Annotated in this window: 9 protein-coding genes and 3 pseudogenes; 7 read left to right on the forward strand and 5 right to left on the reverse strand. The window is 71.0% G+C overall.

The genetic code is table 11. The features are described 5' to 3' along the window. The first annotated feature begins 108 nt into the window (after positions 1 to 108). Complete coding sequence (locus BMG523DRAFT_RS07370; RefSeq protein WP_049760978.1) at positions 109 to 756, forward strand: amino acid ABC transporter permease; 648 nt, start codon at positions 109 to 111, stop codon at positions 754 to 756. Then, positions 753 to 1,634, forward strand: a complete 882-nt coding sequence (locus BMG523DRAFT_RS07375; protein WP_011437900.1) for an amino acid ABC transporter permease — start codon at positions 753 to 755, stop codon at positions 1,632 to 1,634. The genes BMG523DRAFT_RS07370 and BMG523DRAFT_RS07375 overlap by 4 nt, the downstream gene beginning before the upstream one ends. Here the strand turns inward: BMG523DRAFT_RS07375 and rny are convergent. From rny to BMG523DRAFT_RS07395, 4 genes are all read right to left on the reverse strand, one after another. Next, positions 1,580 to 3,520: a ribonuclease Y gene (gene rny, locus BMG523DRAFT_RS07380; RefSeq protein ID WP_011437901.1), complete on the reverse strand. Its 1,941-nt coding sequence runs from the start codon at positions 3,518 to 3,520 to the stop codon at positions 1,580 to 1,582. The genes BMG523DRAFT_RS07375 and rny overlap by 55 nt on opposite strands. A 343-nt stretch (positions 3,521 to 3,863) precedes the next feature. Then, complete coding sequence (gene recX / locus BMG523DRAFT_RS07385; RefSeq protein WP_011437902.1) at positions 3,864 to 4,472, reverse strand: recombination regulator RecX; 609 nt, start codon at positions 4,470 to 4,472, stop codon at positions 3,864 to 3,866. A 3-nt stretch (positions 4,473 to 4,475) separates the two neighbouring features. Continuing rightward, positions 4,476 to 5,513, reverse strand: coding sequence for a recombinase RecA (recA, locus tag BMG523DRAFT_RS07390; protein WP_011437903.1), 1,038 nt, complete (start codon positions 5,511 to 5,513; stop codon positions 4,476 to 4,478). Between the two features lie 166 nt (positions 5,514 to 5,679). Further along, a complete protein-coding gene (locus tag BMG523DRAFT_RS07395; RefSeq protein WP_011437904.1) occupies positions 5,680 to 5,874 on the reverse strand; it encodes a DUF3046 domain-containing protein in 195 nt (64 codons plus the stop codon). A gap of 172 nt (positions 5,875 to 6,046) precedes the next feature. Here BMG523DRAFT_RS07395 and BMG523DRAFT_RS07400 point away from each other — a divergent pair, with 172 nt between their 5' ends. Continuing rightward, positions 6,047 to 10,750, forward strand: coding sequence for an ATP-dependent helicase (locus BMG523DRAFT_RS07400; RefSeq protein WP_083494764.1), 4,704 nt, complete (start codon positions 6,047 to 6,049; stop codon positions 10,748 to 10,750). Here BMG523DRAFT_RS07400 and BMG523DRAFT_RS07405 read toward each other — a convergent pair. Beyond that, the gene (locus BMG523DRAFT_RS07405) at positions 10,728 to 11,225 is read right to left on the reverse strand and encodes an RNA polymerase sigma factor (RefSeq protein ID WP_232235020.1); all 498 of its coding nucleotides are present in this window, start codon (positions 11,223 to 11,225) and stop codon (positions 10,728 to 10,730) included. The genes BMG523DRAFT_RS07400 and BMG523DRAFT_RS07405 overlap by 23 nt on opposite strands. 700 nt (positions 11,226 to 11,925) lie before the next feature. Here BMG523DRAFT_RS07405 and BMG523DRAFT_RS07410 point away from each other — a divergent pair. The 4 genes and pseudogenes from BMG523DRAFT_RS07410 to BMG523DRAFT_RS27275 all read left to right on the forward strand — a co-directional run. Next, positions 11,926 to 12,614 (forward strand): annotated as a pseudogene (locus BMG523DRAFT_RS07410) (lantibiotic dehydratase); the annotation flags it as partial. Positions 12,615 to 12,769: 155 nt separating this feature from the next. Next, entirely contained in the window at positions 12,770 to 13,831 is a 1,062-nt protein-coding gene (locus BMG523DRAFT_RS07415; RefSeq protein ID WP_051623793.1) for a thiopeptide-type bacteriocin biosynthesis protein, read from the forward strand. Further along, positions 13,828 to 14,598: pseudogene (locus BMG523DRAFT_RS27270) on the forward strand (lanthionine synthetase LanC family protein); the annotation flags it as partial. The gene BMG523DRAFT_RS07415 and the pseudogene BMG523DRAFT_RS27270, both read left to right, overlap by 4 nt. Positions 14,599 to 14,761: 163 nt before the next feature. Then, positions 14,762 to 15,111, forward strand: a pseudogene (locus BMG523DRAFT_RS27275) (protein-L-isoaspartate O-methyltransferase). Positions 15,112 to 15,179: the final 68 nt, after the last annotated feature.

Genomic DNA, 15,179 nt, shown 5'->3' on the forward strand with positions numbered 1-15,179 from the left:
ACCGGCACCGGCTGAACGGCATCCGCCGATCATCGCTCGGGGCACGACCGGTCGGCCTCACCCGCGCCGACCGGTCGTCCACCCGCCACCGCATGAGGGAGGACAGCGATCGACGCCGTCATCGACAACCTCGACATCTTCGCCGAGGGCTTCCGCCGGACGGTCGGGCTAAGCCTGTTCGCGTCCGTGGCTGCGCTGATCCTCGGTACCGTCCTCGCGGCGATGCGGGTCTCCCCCGTGCCCCCGCTGCGCTGGACCGGCACCGCCTACGTGCAGACGGTCCGCAACACCCCGCTGACCGTCGTGTTCTTCTTCGTGGTGTTCGTCCTGCCACAGCTGGACATCGTCTTCTCGTATTTCACGTTCGCGGTGGTCGCGCTCTCGATCTATCACGCCGCGCTGGTCTGCGAGGCGGTGCGTTCCGGGATCAATGGGGTCGACCTCGGTCAGGCCGAAGCGGCTCGTGCGCTGGGCCTGACCTTCTCCCAGACACTACGAATGATCATTCTTCCGCAGGCGTTCCGCAACGTGCTGCAACCGCTGGGCAGCGTGGTGAGCGCACTGATCCGCAACACCTCGATCGCCGCGGCGTTCGGCGTCCAAGAGCTGACCGGCATGGTCCAACGGCTCACGACCGCCAATCCGGACGCGGTGATCGCCGTGCTGCTCGGCGGCGTGGTGGCATACTTGATCCTCACCGTGGTGCTGGCAGCCGGGCTGTCCCTGGCCGAACGACGGGTGGCGAGGGCGCAATGAGCACCGAGATCATCCTGGCCGATCCACCGGGTCCGCGTGGTCGGCGTCGCATCCTGATCGCGAGCGTGGTGGCCGCCGCTGTCCTCGTCGGGCTGGTCACGCTGGCGGTGCTCCGCCTCGCCGACTCTGGCCAGCTCGACGGCAAGCGCTGGAGTGTCTTCGTCGATCAGCCGGCGCTGCGCACCCTGCTGTGGAACGGGCTGCTCGACACGCTGCGCGCCGCGCTGACCGCGATGCTGTTCGCCTCGGCGGTGGGGACCCTGCTTGCCCTGGCCCGGCTGTCCCGGCGCCGGGCGGTACGCATCCCGGCCACGCTGCTGGTGGAGCTGTTCCGCAGCCTGCCCGTCCTGATGCTCATCCTGTTCGCCTACCTCGGTCTGCCGGCGCTCGGCTGGCGGCTCTCGGCGTTCTGGGCCCTGGTCATCGGGCTGACCGCCTACAACGGGGCGGTGCTCAGCGAGATCTTCCGCGCCGGGATCCAGTCGGTCGACCGGGGGCAGACGGAGGCCGCGGCGGCGGTCGGGCTGCGGCCGGTCCAGATCTTCCGCCTCATCCAGTTTCCCCAGGCGATCCGGCGGATGAGCCCGACGCTGGTGAGCCAGCTGGTGACGTTGCTCAAGGACACCTCGCTGGGCTACGTCATCGCCTACAGCGAGCTGCTGCGGTCGGGGCGCGGGGCGGTCGAGTATCTGGGCAGCAGGTACGCCCTGCCCATTTACACCGTCATGGCGGTGATGTACATCGTCACCAACGGGCTGCTGTCGCTGCTGGCCCGATGGCTGGACCGCAGCCAGGACCGCCGCCTCGGCGGCCGCGTTCCGGCTCAGCGGGCGGTGCCCACCGCACGGGTCTCGCGCACGACGGTCACCCGGATCTGACCCGGATAGGTGAGCTCCTCCTCGATCTGCCTGGCGACGTCCCGGGCGAGCAGATGGGCGGCGAGATCGTCGATCTCCTCGGGCACGACCATGACACGCACCTCCCGGCCGGCCTGCATGGCGAACACCTTGTCGACACCCGGACGGTCACCGGCGATCTGCTCGATGCGCTCGAGCCGTTTCACATACGACTCCAGGCTGTCGCGGCGGGCGCCAGGCCGGCCACCGGAGATCTGGTCGGCGGCCTGGGTCAGCACCGCGCAGATCGAGCGGGGTGCGACCTCGTTGTGATGGGCCTCGATCGCGTGCACGACCTGCTCGTCCTCACCGTAGCGACGGGCCACATCCGCCCCGATCAACGCGTGAGAGCCCTCGATCTCGTGGGTGAGCGCCTTGCCGAGGTCGTGCAGCAGAGCCGCTCGTTTCGCGAGTGGAAGCGGCATGCGCAGCTCGGCGGCCATGATTCCGGCGAGGTGGGCGCTTTCGATCAGGTGCGCGAGCACGTTCTGGCCGTAGCTGGTTCGGTAACGCAACTGGCCCAGCAGGTTAACCAGCTCGGGGTGCATCTCGGAGATGCCGGTCTCAAGCAGGGCGTCCTCGCCCGCCCGCACGCACCGCTCGGCCACCTCGAGCTGGGCGCGGGCGTACTCCTCCTCGATGCGGTGCGGATGGATCCGGCCGTCGGACACCAGAGCCGCCAGCGTGATGCGACCGACCTCGCGACGCACCGGATCGAAGCAGCTCAGCAGCACCGCCTCGGGCGTGTCGTCGATGAGCACGTTGACCCCGGTGACGGACTCGAAAGCCCGAATGTTGCGCCCCTCCCGCCCGATGATCCTGCCCTTCATCTCATCGCCGGGAAGATGCAGGACCGTCACGACGGACTCGGTGGTCTGGTCGGACGCGACCCGTTGGATGGCGGTGGTCACGATCCTGCGGGCGCGTTCCTCACCCTCCTCCTCGGCCCGGGCCTCGATCTCGCGGACCGTCAGCGCCGCCTCCCGCCGGGCCTCCTGCTCGATGACGGCGATCAGCTCTCCCCTGGCCTGCCCGGCGGTGAGCCCGGCCACCTGCTCCAGCGCGGCATGACGGGCACGTTCGAGGTCGGCCACCTCGGCCGTCCGACGGGTCAGGTCGTTCTCCCGGTCGAGCAGGTCGCGGTCGCGGTCCGCCAGCCGGCGACCATGATCGTCGAGGCTGGCCATCCGGTCCTCGACGCGCTGTTCCCGGGCGGCTATCGCAACCTCCCGGCTCTGCAGTTCCGTCCGCCAGGCCTGCTGCTCACCGTCGAACGCCGCCCGAGTCGCGGCGATCTCGGTCCGGGCGGCCTCCTGCTCGGCGCGGACGGACTCTCTCGCCGCGGCCTGGACTCGCGAGGTTTCGACCGCCGCCTCGGCGAGCATCCGCTCGCGCAGTAGGGCGACATCCTCCTCGCCGCGCCGCCGGATCTCGGCGGCATCCCGCTCAGCCCGCGCCAACCGTTCCGCCGCCTCCCGTTCGGCTCGGGCCACAATCTGCGCCGCCTCCTCCGCGCTACCACCATGAGCCGCGCGGAGGCCGCCGTCGGAGCGACCGGCGGTCACGGCCGAATCCCCGGTCCGCGCGGCGGTGCCGTCCCGATCGGCGGGTGAGTCGGCGTCCGTCGTGGCCGGAGCACCGGAACCCTCCCAGGGGGCGGGCAGGACCCGGACCGTCGGCTCCTCGTCAAAGTCCGCCGGACCCGTCACGTCCCCGACGCCCCGGGCGGCCGGGGTTCGGGGCACCACCGGAGCGGGGTCGGGTACCTTGTCGACCCGGGTCGCCCGGACCAACCGCGCCACGGCGAGGATCAGAACGCTCAGGACAACAAGTACGAGTGACAACAGGACGACGAGGACGCCCTCCATCGCTGCTCCCTCCGCTTCCGTCGGACCCGCACAGGCGGGCTGGAGCGGCGAAGGACCCTCGTCTCGGCACGATCACAGCCGTAGAGGGGCAGCACGCGGATTACGCCATTGCGATATGGAGCCCGGACGGCCTCCCGAACCGGCCAATCCAACGTCGACCGGCCGGCGGGCATACCGCCTTCGAGCACCCACGCGCAGCGGCTGCCTCCGTGTGAGTTGGACGAGCTATCAAGACCGCGTCGCCGCGGGAGTCCTGTCACCTTTCAAGAAAGACTAGGTCTCGCACAATCCCTGGTCAAGAAATAAGGGCACATTGACGGCCCAGGCTCAATCTCCCCACCACTCACACCGAGCCGTCGTCTTCGTCGCCATCGACCACCCAGCCCATCCGACCTCCGCCGTCGGGCCCCTGAGCGACCTGCTCGCTCACGACCCGGACCGCCAGTTCGACCGGATAGCCCTTTCGGGTCAGCATGGCGAGGAGCCTTCGGGTACGAACCTGCTCGGGCAGGCGGTCCATCGACCGCAGCCGACGAAGGACGAGCTCGCGGGCGCTCTCCTCCTCGTCGTCCGCTCCGACCAGCGCCATGGCGGCCTCGACGGTGTCCGGATCCACTCCCCGCTTACGCAGCTCTGTGGCCAGGGCCTGCCTACCCAGCCCACGACGGGCCCGAGCGGAGGAGACGAAGGCGGCAGCGAAGGCCTCGTCGTCGATTAGACCGACGGCGGCCAACCGGTCGAGGACCACAGCGGCGATCTCATCGGTGACCCCCCGTCGCCGCATGGTCGCCGCAAGCTCCGCTCGGCTCCTCGCTCTGGTCGCCAGCTGATGCAGACAGATCTCCCGCGCGACCGAGATCGGATCCTTCGGCCGCGGCCCCCCGTCCACCACGACCACCGTCCGGGCGAATGACGGACCGGCCGCGGCATTCCCCGGATCTGCTCCTGCCATCGGCTACAGATCGACCGGAACGGGCGCCACGGCATCGGATTCGAGACTGGGCAGGATGCCGAGCTTCTCCTTGATCTTCTTTTCGATCTCGTTGGCCAGATCGGGGTTGTCCCGCAGAAAAGACCGGGCGTTCTCCTTGCCCTGGCCGAGCTGATCGCCGTCGTAGGTGTACCAGGCACCGGACTTACGAATAATGCCGTGCTCGACACCCATGTCGATCAGGGAACCCTCCCGACTGATACCGCCTCCGTAGACGATGTCGAATTCGGCGGTCCGAAACGGCGGCGCCACCTTGTTCTTCACCACCTTGACGCGGGTCCGGTTACCCACGGCCTCCGTGCCGTCCTTGAGAGTTTCGATACGACGGACATCGAGGCGCACCGACGCATAGAACTTCAGTGCCTTACCACCGGTCGTGGTCTCCGGGGAGCCGAACATCACCCCGATCTTCTCGCGCAACTGGTTGATGAAGATCGCGGTCGTACCGGAGTTCGCCAGCGCCGCGGTCATCTTGCGCAGGGCCTGGGACATCAGGCGGGCCTGGAGGCCGACGTGACTGTCCCCCATCTCGCCCTCGATCTCGGCCCTCGGGACCAGCGCGGCCACCGAGTCGATGACGATGATGTCCAGCGCGCCAGACCGGACGAGCATGTCCGCGATCTCCAACGCCTGCTCGCCGGTATCAGGCTGGGAGACCAGCAGACCGTCGGTGTCGACGCCGAGCTTTCCCGCGTACTCGGGGTCGAGCGCGTGCTCGGCGTCGATGAACGCCGCGATACCACCAGCCGCCTGCGCGTTCGCCACCGCGTGCAGGGCGACGGTCGTCTTCCCGGACGACTCCGGGCCGTAGATCTCAATGATGCGCCCCCGCGGCAGCCCGCCGATGCCGAGCGCGACATCCAGAGCAATCGAACCGGTGGGGATGGCCTGGACCGGCGGCCTGGTGTCGTCCCCCAACCGCATGACCGATCCCTTGCCGAACTGCTTGTCGATCTGCGCCAAGGCGTTATCCAACGCCTTCTCACGGTCGAGTCCTGCCATTGGAGTTACTCCATGCTGAGGTCGTCGAGTCTTGGCCACGAGGATGACGTTAGGCCGTGGGTCCGACAGTTTCGAGAGTCGAGGATGATCTGTGGACAAGTAGCCGCACGAGGACGACTCTAGACGAACATGCGTTCGACGACCCGACGACACGCCGGACGGTGGCTCAGCGCTCCCGCGCCGGCACATCGAACTCCTCGCACACGGCCCGCCAGACGGTCTTGGCATCGTCACCACGGGCCAGGGCCACCTCGACCGTCGCGCCACCGAGACCGGGCAGCACATGATCACGCGCAAACGACTCCGCGTACGCGGAACCGAACCGTGTGTTCATCTTCGCCCAGAACTCGGTCAACCGCACTTCGCCAGTGTGCACCGTCCGGACGGGACGGGACCACCCAAGGGGGTCCTGGTCGGGGATCCCCACCGGGGGTCCCCACCGGCGGAACCGCGGCCACGGGAAGCACGACCGCGGGAAGCACGACCGCGGGAAGCACGACCGGGTCGAGGCCGGGCCCCACGGCGGGCCCGTCATGAACCACACCGGCGGAAGGTTGTCGGTCCCTCGACGCAGACTGGTCAACGTGCCCAGCTTCGCTTCCCCCGATCCGCCGGATCCGCTCACGGCGTTCTCCGCCCCGACCCGGAGCTGGTTCGGCGCGGCCTTCACCGCCGCGACCCCCGCCCAGCGGGGCGCGTGGGAGGCGATTCGCACCGGCGGCAACGCGCTGGTCGTCGCACCCACGGGTTCGGGGAAGACACTGGCCGCCTTCCTGTGGTCGCTGGACACCCTGGCCCGCTCGGCGCCGCCGGCCGAGCCCACCCGGCGCTGCCGGGTGCTGTACGTCAGCCCACTCAAGGCGCTGGCCGTCGACGTCGAACGGAACCTGCGGGCACCGCTCGCGGGGATACGCTCCGCCGCGCAACGGCTCGGTCTGCCCCAGCCGGACGTGACCGTGGGTCTGCGGTCGGGCGACACCCCCGCCGCCGAACGACGCGGTTTCGGCACCCGGCCCCCCGACGTCCTGATCACCACCCCGGAGTCGCTCTTCCTCATCCTCACCAGTGCCGCGCGGGAGTCGCTGCGCGGCGTCCGGACAGTGATCGTCGACGAGGTCCACGCGGTGGCGGGCACCAAGCGCGGCGCCCACCTCGCGCTGAGCCTGGAGCGTCTGGACGCCCTGCTGGACACCCCGGCCCAGCGGATCGGCCTGTCCGCCACGGTGCGGCCGGTCGAGGAGGCCGCCCGATTCCTGGGCGGAACGGCCCCGGTGGCGGTAGTCCGCCCGCCCGCGGCCAAGACCCTCCAGATCGACGTCGTGGTGCCGGTCGAGGACATGACCCAGCTCGGCGGACAGCTCCTCGACGGGTCCCCGGACGGCTCGGCGGCCTCCGCCCCGCACCGAGCGTCGATCTGGCCGGCGGTCGAGCAGCGTGTCCTCGACCTCGTGTTGGCTCATTCCGCCAGCATCGTCTTCGCCAACTCGCGCCGGCTCGCGGAGCGACTCTGCGCCCGGCTGAACGAGCTGTACGCCGAGCGGCTCGCCGCGGCCACCGCCGCGGACGAATCCGTGGCCGGGGACGGGCCGGGGGAAGCCGGCCGGACGTCCCCCGCGGCGCTGATGGGCGCCTCGGGCCAAGGCGGCGGCACGGCGGGCTGGCCGGAGATCGCGCGGGCCCACCACGGCAGCGTGAGCCGCGAGCAACGGGCCGGAATCGAGGAGGATCTCAAGGCTGGCCGGCTGCCCGCGGTCGTCGCGACCTCCAGCCTGGAACTCGGCATCGACATGGGAGCCGTCGACCTGGTCGTGCAGATCGGGTCCCCGCCGAGCATCGCCGCCGGGATGCAGCGCACCGGCCGCGCGGGCCACCAGGTCGGCGCCGCCAGTCGCGGCGTCATCATCCCGAAGCATCGCAGCGACCTGCTCGAATGTGCCGTGGTCGCCGAGCGGATGCGCTCGGGGGCGATCGAGCGGCTGCGGTACCCGCGCAACCCCCTCGACGTGCTGGCGCAGCAGATCGTGGCAATGACGGCGATGGAGGACTGGCACGTTGACGAGCTCGGCGCGCTGGTCCGGCGCACCGCGACGTTCGCGACGCTGCCGACCTCCGCCTTCGAGGCGGTCCTGGACATGCTCGCCGGCCGCTACCCCTCCGACACGTTCGCCGAGCTGCGCCCCCGCATCACCTGGGACCGCGTCACCGGGATCCTCACCGCCCGCCCGGGCGCCCAGCGGCTCGCCGTGACCAGCGGAGGCACCATTCCCGACCGGGGCATGTTCGGCGTCTTCCTCGTCGGGGAGCGCTCCAGCCGGGTCGGGGAACTCGACGAGGAGATGGTCTACGAGTCGCGGGTCGGCGACGTGGTGCTCCTCGGCTCATCCAGCTGGCGCATCGAGGAGATCACCGCCGACCGGGTCCTGGTGACGCCGGCTCCGGGACGGCCCGGCCGGCTCCCCTTCTGGCATGGCGACGCCCCAGGCCGACCCGCCGAACTCGGCCGCGCGCTCGGCGCGTTCCTGCGCGAGATCACCAGGTTGCCGGCGCAGGCGGCGGCCGACCGCGTCCGGGCCGCCGGCCTCGACGATCGGGCCACCGCCAACCTGCTGCGCTACCTCGACGAGCAGAAGGCTGCCGTCGGCCGTCTCCACGACGATCGGACGATCGTCGTGGAGCGTTTCCGGGACGAGATCGGCGACTGGCGCCTGGCGGTGCACTCCCCGTTCGGTGCTCCGGTGAACGCGCCCTGGGCGCTCGCCCTGGGCGCCCGGCTGCGCGAGCGGTACGGGGTCGACGTCCAGATCATGCACACCGACGACGGCATCGTCGCCCGGATCCCGGATGCCGCCGAGCCGCCCGGCGCCGATCTCGCGCTGTTCGAGCCGGACGAGATCGACGCGATCGTACGGGCGGAGATCGGGAGCAGCGCCCTGTTCGCCAGCCGGTTCCGCGAGTGCGCCGGGCGGGCCCTGCTGCTGCCCCGCCGGACCCCGGGGCGGCGGACCCCGCTGTGGCAGCAGCGCCAGCGCAGCGCAGCGCTGCTGTCCGTCGCCGCGACGTTCGCCAGCTTCCCCGTCGTGCTGGAGACCATGCGAGAGTGCCTGCAGGACGTGTTCGACGTTCCGGCGCTCGCGGAGCTGATGCGCGAGGTGTCGGCCCGCACGCTGCGGGTGGTGGAGGTGGAGACGCCGTCCCCGTCTCCGTTCGCCTCCGCCCTGCTGTTCGGCTACGTCGCCGCCTTCATGTACGACGGGGACGTACCGTTGGCCGAACGCCGGGCGCAGGTGCTGTCGCTGGACAGCTCCCTGCTGGCCGAGCTCCTCGGCGAGGCGGACCTGCGGGAGCTGATCGATCCAGCGGCGCTCGCGCAGGTCGCCGCCCAGCTCACGCGGCTCGCCCCGGACCGCCACGCCCGCGATGTCGAGGGAGTGGCCGACCTGCTGCGAATGCTCGGTGACCTCACGACCGAGGAGGCGGTCGCCCGGGGTGCCACCCCGGGCTGGCTCGCCGAGCTCGAACAGACCCGCCGGGCCCTGCGGGTCCGTATCGCCGGCGAGGAGCGGTGGGTCGCGATCGAGGACGCCGGCCGGCTGCGCGACGCCCTGGGCGTACCGCTGCCGGTGGGAGTTCCCGACGCCTTCACCGAACCGGTGCGTGACCCTCTCGGCGACCTGATCTCCCGCTATGCCCGTACCCACGGACCGTTCGACACCGAGGAACCGGCCGCCCGGCTGGGGCTGGGCACGGCGGTGGTCGCCGGTGTCCTGGACGGGCTGGTCCGCAGCGGCCGCCTCGTCCGCGGTGAGCTGCATCCCGACCGCGGCGGTGAGCAGTGGTGCGACGCGGGCGTGCTGCGGGCGCTGCGACGACGCAGCCTGGCCGCCCTGCGCAAGGAGGTCGAGGCGGTGCCGCCCCGGACCCTCGGTGCCTTCCTGCCGGCCTGGCAGTCGGTCACCAGCGGACGTGGCCGGGGGGTGGACGGTGTGCTGCGCGCCGTCGAGCAGCTGCAGGGCGCGCTGATCCCGGCGAGCGCATGGGAACAGCTCGTCCTCCCGGCCCGCGTCGCCGACTACTCACCGACGATGCTCGACGAGCTGTGCTCCGCCGGCGAGGTGCACTGGGCTGGCGCCGGCGGGCTGCCCGGGGACGACGGCTGGTTGACCCTGGTCCTCGCCGACACCGCGCCCCTGCTGCTGCCTCCGCCCGACCCGGAGATCGCCTCGGGTCCGCTGCACACCGCGATTCTCGACGCGCTCACCGGCGGGGCGGCCCTGTTCTTCCGGGCGCTGTCCGACCGGATGGGCTCGCTCGACGACACGGCGCTCGCTACCGCGCTCTGGGATCTCGTCTGGGCGGGGCGGGTAACCAACGACACCCTCGCCCCGCTGCGTGCCCTGCTGGGTTCCGCCGGCCGTCCGTACCGTGCCCCCCGTCCCCGGGCGGCACGGTACGGACGGCCGGCGATGCCGCGGCGGGCCGGCCCCCCGACGGCCGCCGGCCGCTGGTCGCTGCTGCCCGAGCGGGACACCGACCCGACCCGGCGCGCCCACGCGCTGGCCGAGGCGCTGCTCGAGCGCCACGGCATCGTCACCCGCGGCGCGGTGACCGGCGAGCGGCACCCGGGCGGGTTCGCCGGGGTCTACCGGGTCCTCAGCGCCTTCGAGGACGCCGGCCGCGCCCGCCGGGGCTACTTCGTCGAGTCCCTGGGCGCGGCCCAGTTCGCCGTCCCGGGAGCGGTCGATCGGCTGCGCTCCATCGCCGCGGCACAGCGGGACGCCGAGGCGGCCCCGGCCTGGGCGCAGCCGGCGGCCGGCCCACCGAGCTCATCGTCCGCGCAGGCCGTCGTCCTGGCCGCGGCCGATCCGGCCAACCCGTTCGGTGCCGCGCTGCCCTGGCCGACCCGACCGGGGGATGACGCGGACGGCGCCGCCGGCCACCGGCCGGGGCGCAAGGCGGGCGCGATGGTCGTCATCATCGACGGGGAACTCATCCTCTACGTGGAACGCGGGGGCCGTTCCCTGCTGTCATGGACCGAGGACGACCATCGGATGGCCCCGGCGGTGGAGGCGTTGGCCCGCGCCGTGCGGGACGGCCTGCTCGGCAGGCTCACGGTGGAGAAGGCGGACGGCCAGACGATCGTCGGCAGCACCCTGGGTGCCGCCCTGGAGCGCGCCGGTTTCCACCCGACCCCGCGGGGCCTGCGGCTGCGGAGCATCAGTTCCGAGAGAAGGAAATAAGACGGGCACGTCCGCGGGTGAACGCTCCCTCGGCCGCCTTGAGACTGATCTCCAGATCCGCGGCCGCCTCCCGGGTACTCTTCCCGGCCGCCCGAGCCATGATCACCTCACGCTCCCGGCCCTGCAGTCCCCCGGCCCGGGCCAGCAGCCAGCGGGCTTCCGCACGGTCACAGACGGCGTCGTCCGGGGCCGGCTCCCACGGCTGCAGATAGCCGCGCACGACCGCCCGCTCCGCACGCTGACGAGCTCTATGGTGATCAACGCAGAGACGTAGCACCGTCGTCGTCAGAAACTGCCCGACCCGGCTCGCGTCGAGATCCCGAAATCCGGCGGCGCGGATGAATGCCTCGTGTACGCAGTCCTCCGCGTCGGCCTTGCTCGGCAACCGCCTACGGGCTATGTGGATGAGCCGATCACGGTGCGGGAGCATCAGCGACCAGCGCTGCTGGCTGTATGGCCGGTCCAGCTCGACCACGGGCGCAGCGGATACAAAATCAACCGAGGGCGTGTCCCCGGCAGGGCATGTCACGGTTTGCTCCACCTGTCATGCTCAGACCGCGCCACCCCCCAGCACGATCGCCTACCTTCCCGGAACGCGCCAGCACCGAGAACCGCGATGTGCCTTGGTCAGTTGGACCCGCTGCTTGCCAGAACAGCGGACTAGGACAAGGCGGACATTACCATCCGCTCCCGGGTAGGCCAGCAGCGGCATATCCCGGTGGGCGACGTACCCGCCCGATCGATACGCACCGTGTTATCGCCTGGCCGTGACCCGAGCTTATCGAGAGCCGCATTGGCGCCATCAACCGGTCAGTACACCGCCAAAACGGGCGAGATAATGACGTTCTGCTTCGTAAGCTCTTATGGAGTCACTCGCCCTCGGTCACTGTGGGTACACGAAGGAACTGGGCGGAACGTCTCGACGACCTACCCGATGGCGCTACCCGGTCTGGTACACGACGCCTGATACACGACACGAGGTACGACAGCCCGTCCCCGCTGTCGGGTGTCATCGAAGATTTTAGTATGACATCCTATTTTCGGCCTAGATTTCAATAGGAAGCCAAAGGTTTTAGTAGCTGACCCGGTTTGGTGACGGCACGGCGCGGTGCAGGCCCGGAGCGGGAGCCGTTCAGGTGCGACTGCGTGGGTATCCGGTGGGGTATCGCGGGAGCGTGCTGCCCACGCCGCCACCGGGGATCTCCGAGCGCGACGAGCGGCTGCTGGCGCTGACCTGGCAGGCGATGGCCGACGGCACCCGCGAGATCATCCTGACCGACGACGTGATCGGCGAGCTGACCGGCGAAACGTTTGACGACCGGTACATCCCGCCACACGTAGAGTTGTCCGCCCGCATCCACGCCGCCACCACCCAAGCACTGGATCGGGGCGACTTCCTGCTCACCGTCGCGCCCGCCCGCTCCGCCGGCACCCTCACCAGCCGGTTCACCCCGACGGCCACCGGGTCCGGCCTGGCGCGGGCGTACCGGGCACTGCCCGCCGCCACCGCCGGGGCGCTGCGGGTGCAGATGTCCTTCGGGCCGCTGTACCCGCACGCGGAGAACGTCTGCCGCGTCCCGGCCTACCTCGACCACGTGCTCCCGCTGGGCGAACACCGCCAGCCCGGCGACGACAGCCTGCTCACGATGGACGACCTGGCCATCACCGCGACCCGCGACCGGCTGCACCTGGTCAGCATCTCGCGTCGTCAAGTGGTTGAGCCGCAGGTGTTCCACGCGCTCGCACGGGACAAACAGCCCCCGCCGCTGGCCCGGTTCCTGGCACACCTGCCAGGGCGTTCTCCGCCGCCTGGTACCAGTTCGATTGGGGACCGCGCGTCCGGCTGCCGTTCCTGCCACGGGTGCGCTACCGGCGCACCGTCCTGTCCCCGGCCCAGGGGCGGCTTGCCCCCCGACGACCTCCCACCCGGCCAGGCCGGTCCCGGCCAGTGGAGGCAGGTACTCGACCGGTGGCGGCGCCGCTGGGACTGCGCTGGGACTGCGCTGGGACTGCCCTGACGTGGTCGAGCTCCGCGACGCGGACCGCACGCTGCGCCTCACCCTCAACGAGCCCGCCCACGCCACCCTCCTGCACGCCCACCTCAAACGGCACGGCCAGGCGATCCTGTACGCGGCCACCCCGGCGGCCGACTACGGGTGGATCGACGGCCACGCCCACGAAATCGCGCTGCCCCCGGTCACCATCTGCCCCGCTGCACCCGGCCCGCTGCACGGCCTCCTACCCGTCGTGACGAACACACACGGGCACCTGCCCGGCGCCCCGGACGCCACCTGGCTCTCGGCGAAGCTGTTCACCCATCCCGAACGGATCGGCGAGATCGTCGCCGAGGCGCTTCCCGGCCTGCTGGCCACGCTCGACACACCCGCGTGCTGGTGGCTGCGATACCGCAGCCGACAGGAGACAGACCACCTGCGCCTGCGGCTGCGCACTACCCCCGACTGTTATGCGCAGTACTCGAACGCGGTCGGGGAGTGGGCGCGGCGGATGCGCCAAGCAGGACTGGCCGGGCGGCTGGTGATCGACACCTACTCCCCGGAAGTCGGCCGCTACGGGCATGGCGAGGCACTGGACGCCGCGGAGAACGTCTTCGCCGCCGACTCCGCCACCATGGCCGCCCTGCTGCGGCACCAGCCCACCACCGAGGTCGACCTCGGGCTGGTGGTGGCGAACATGGTAGGCATCGTCAGCGGGTTCTTCGGCGATCCCAACGAGGCGATGGACTGGCTGGCCGCCCGGCCGGCCCCGGCTGCCGCTGCGGCCCTCGACCGGGCGGTGGCCGAGCGAGCGACCCAGCTCGCCACCGACCCGGCCGGGCTGTGGTCGCTGTCCGGCTGGACCATCGACATCGGGCCGGCGTGGGACAACCGCGCCGACGCGCTGGCCAGCTACCACAAGGCGCTGCCACCGGAGGCGAACACCGACGTGGTGCCGGAGTCGCTGCTGCACATGCACCACAACCGGGCCGTCGGCATCAACCGGGACAGCGAACGCACCTGCCGCCGCCTGGCCCGGCAAGCCGCGCTCACCTGGCGAGCCCGCCGTAGCAGTGGTGCCCGGTGACCTACACCGACCCGTACACGCCACCGCCCGAGCACCATCCCGCACCCGGCGGGGGTCAATCCCTGGCAGACGGGGCCGCCGGGCTGGCGCTGCTGCACATCGCCTATGCCCGCGCCGGGATCGGAGACTGGGCCACCGCCCACCAATGGGTCAAGGCCATGACCGCCGAACCCGTGGCCGCGGACACGGGCGCCGGCCTGTACCGGGGCGCCCCGGCGGTCGCATTCGTGCTGCGCACCGCCGGCCAGCCCGTCTACACCGGCGCACTGCACACCCTCGACGAGCACATCGCCGCGATCACTTGCACCCGCCTGGAGGCAGCGCACGAGCGGATCGACCGCGGCGAACTGCCCGCGCTGTGGGAGTTCGACCTGATCAACGGGCTGACCGGACTCGAATGGGTCAACGCCGCCGCCGACCAGCCGGGTCCGCAACGCCCGTCCTGGTGCTACGGCGCCCCCGGCCTGGCCCGCGCCCGCCACCTGACCGCCCAGGCACTGGACACCCCGAACAGGGTGGCCGACGCCAAGGCCACGCTCGTCGCGTGTCTCACCGACGAGGCTCAACTCGCCCAACTCGGCGACGACTCGCTGTGCCACGGCTGGGCCGGGCTGGTGCACGTCTCCCGCCGGATACTCGCCGACACCGAACCCGGCGGCGAATTCGCCGAGGTCCTGTCCCGGTTGGAACACCGCTGGCGTCACCGCCGCGCCCAGGCGGCCCGAAAACTATCGGAGGTGAGGGGGATGCTGGAAGGCGACGCCGGAATCGCGCTCACCGATCTGCCGCCGGGCACCGGATGGGACGCCTGCCTGCTCACCGTCCCGCCCACGGCCGGACCAACGCACTCGCCCGTATCCGCAAGTACACACACGAAGGAACCGGATGACCAACGCCACCAGCACCCGCCCCGAGGACCTGCGCGAGCAGATGATCAGCAACATCCGCACCGCTGGTCACCTGCGCTCCGAGCGCATCGAGCAGGCGTTTCGGGCCGTTCCCCGGCACCGGTTCGTTCCCGCGGCCTCGGTCGAGGAGGCGTACGCCAACAAGGCGATCACCATCAAGCCCGGCGCAGACCGGCCCGCCAGTTGCATCTCCGTGCCGACCGTGGTGGCGATGATGCTCGGTCAGCTCGAACTGACCACGCCCGCCGCGCCCTGGCCGAGACCAGCTACGACCGAGTGCGGGTGGTCACCGGCGACGGCGCCATCGGCGACGCGGACCACGCCCCCTACGACAAGATCATCGTTACGGAACTGTTGACCGGACTTTCCTGAGGTCGAACGGCGTGTCGTAGGGCAGGGTCGGACAGGTCGGAACAGTCTGCATCTCTCTGATCTTGGAG

Source organism: Frankia sp. BMG5.23 (genome assembly GCF_000685765.2).
GTDB classification, from domain to species: domain Bacteria; phylum Actinomycetota; class Actinomycetes; order Frankiales; family Frankiaceae; genus Frankia; species Frankia casuarinae.

What these genes read in the sequence shown, in the direction of transcription:
- BMG523DRAFT_RS07375 (WP_011437900.1), top strand. Translation starts at nt 753, where the DNA reads ATGAGCACCGAGATCATCCTGGCCGATCCACCGGGTCCGCGTGGTCGG.
- rny (WP_011437901.1), bottom strand. Translation starts at nt 3,520, where the DNA reads ATGGAGGGCGTCCTCGTCGTCCTGTTGTCACTCGTACTTGTTGTCCTG.
- recX (WP_011437902.1), bottom strand. Translation starts at nt 4,472, where the DNA reads ATGGCAGGAGCAGATCCGGGGAATGCCGCGGCCGGTCCGTCATTCGCC.
- recA (WP_011437903.1), bottom strand. Translation starts at nt 5,513, where the DNA reads ATGGCAGGACTCGACCGTGAGAAGGCGTTGGATAACGCCTTGGCGCAG.
- BMG523DRAFT_RS07400 (WP_083494764.1), top strand. Translation starts at nt 6,047, where the DNA reads ATGAACCACACCGGCGGAAGGTTGTCGGTCCCTCGACGCAGACTGGTC.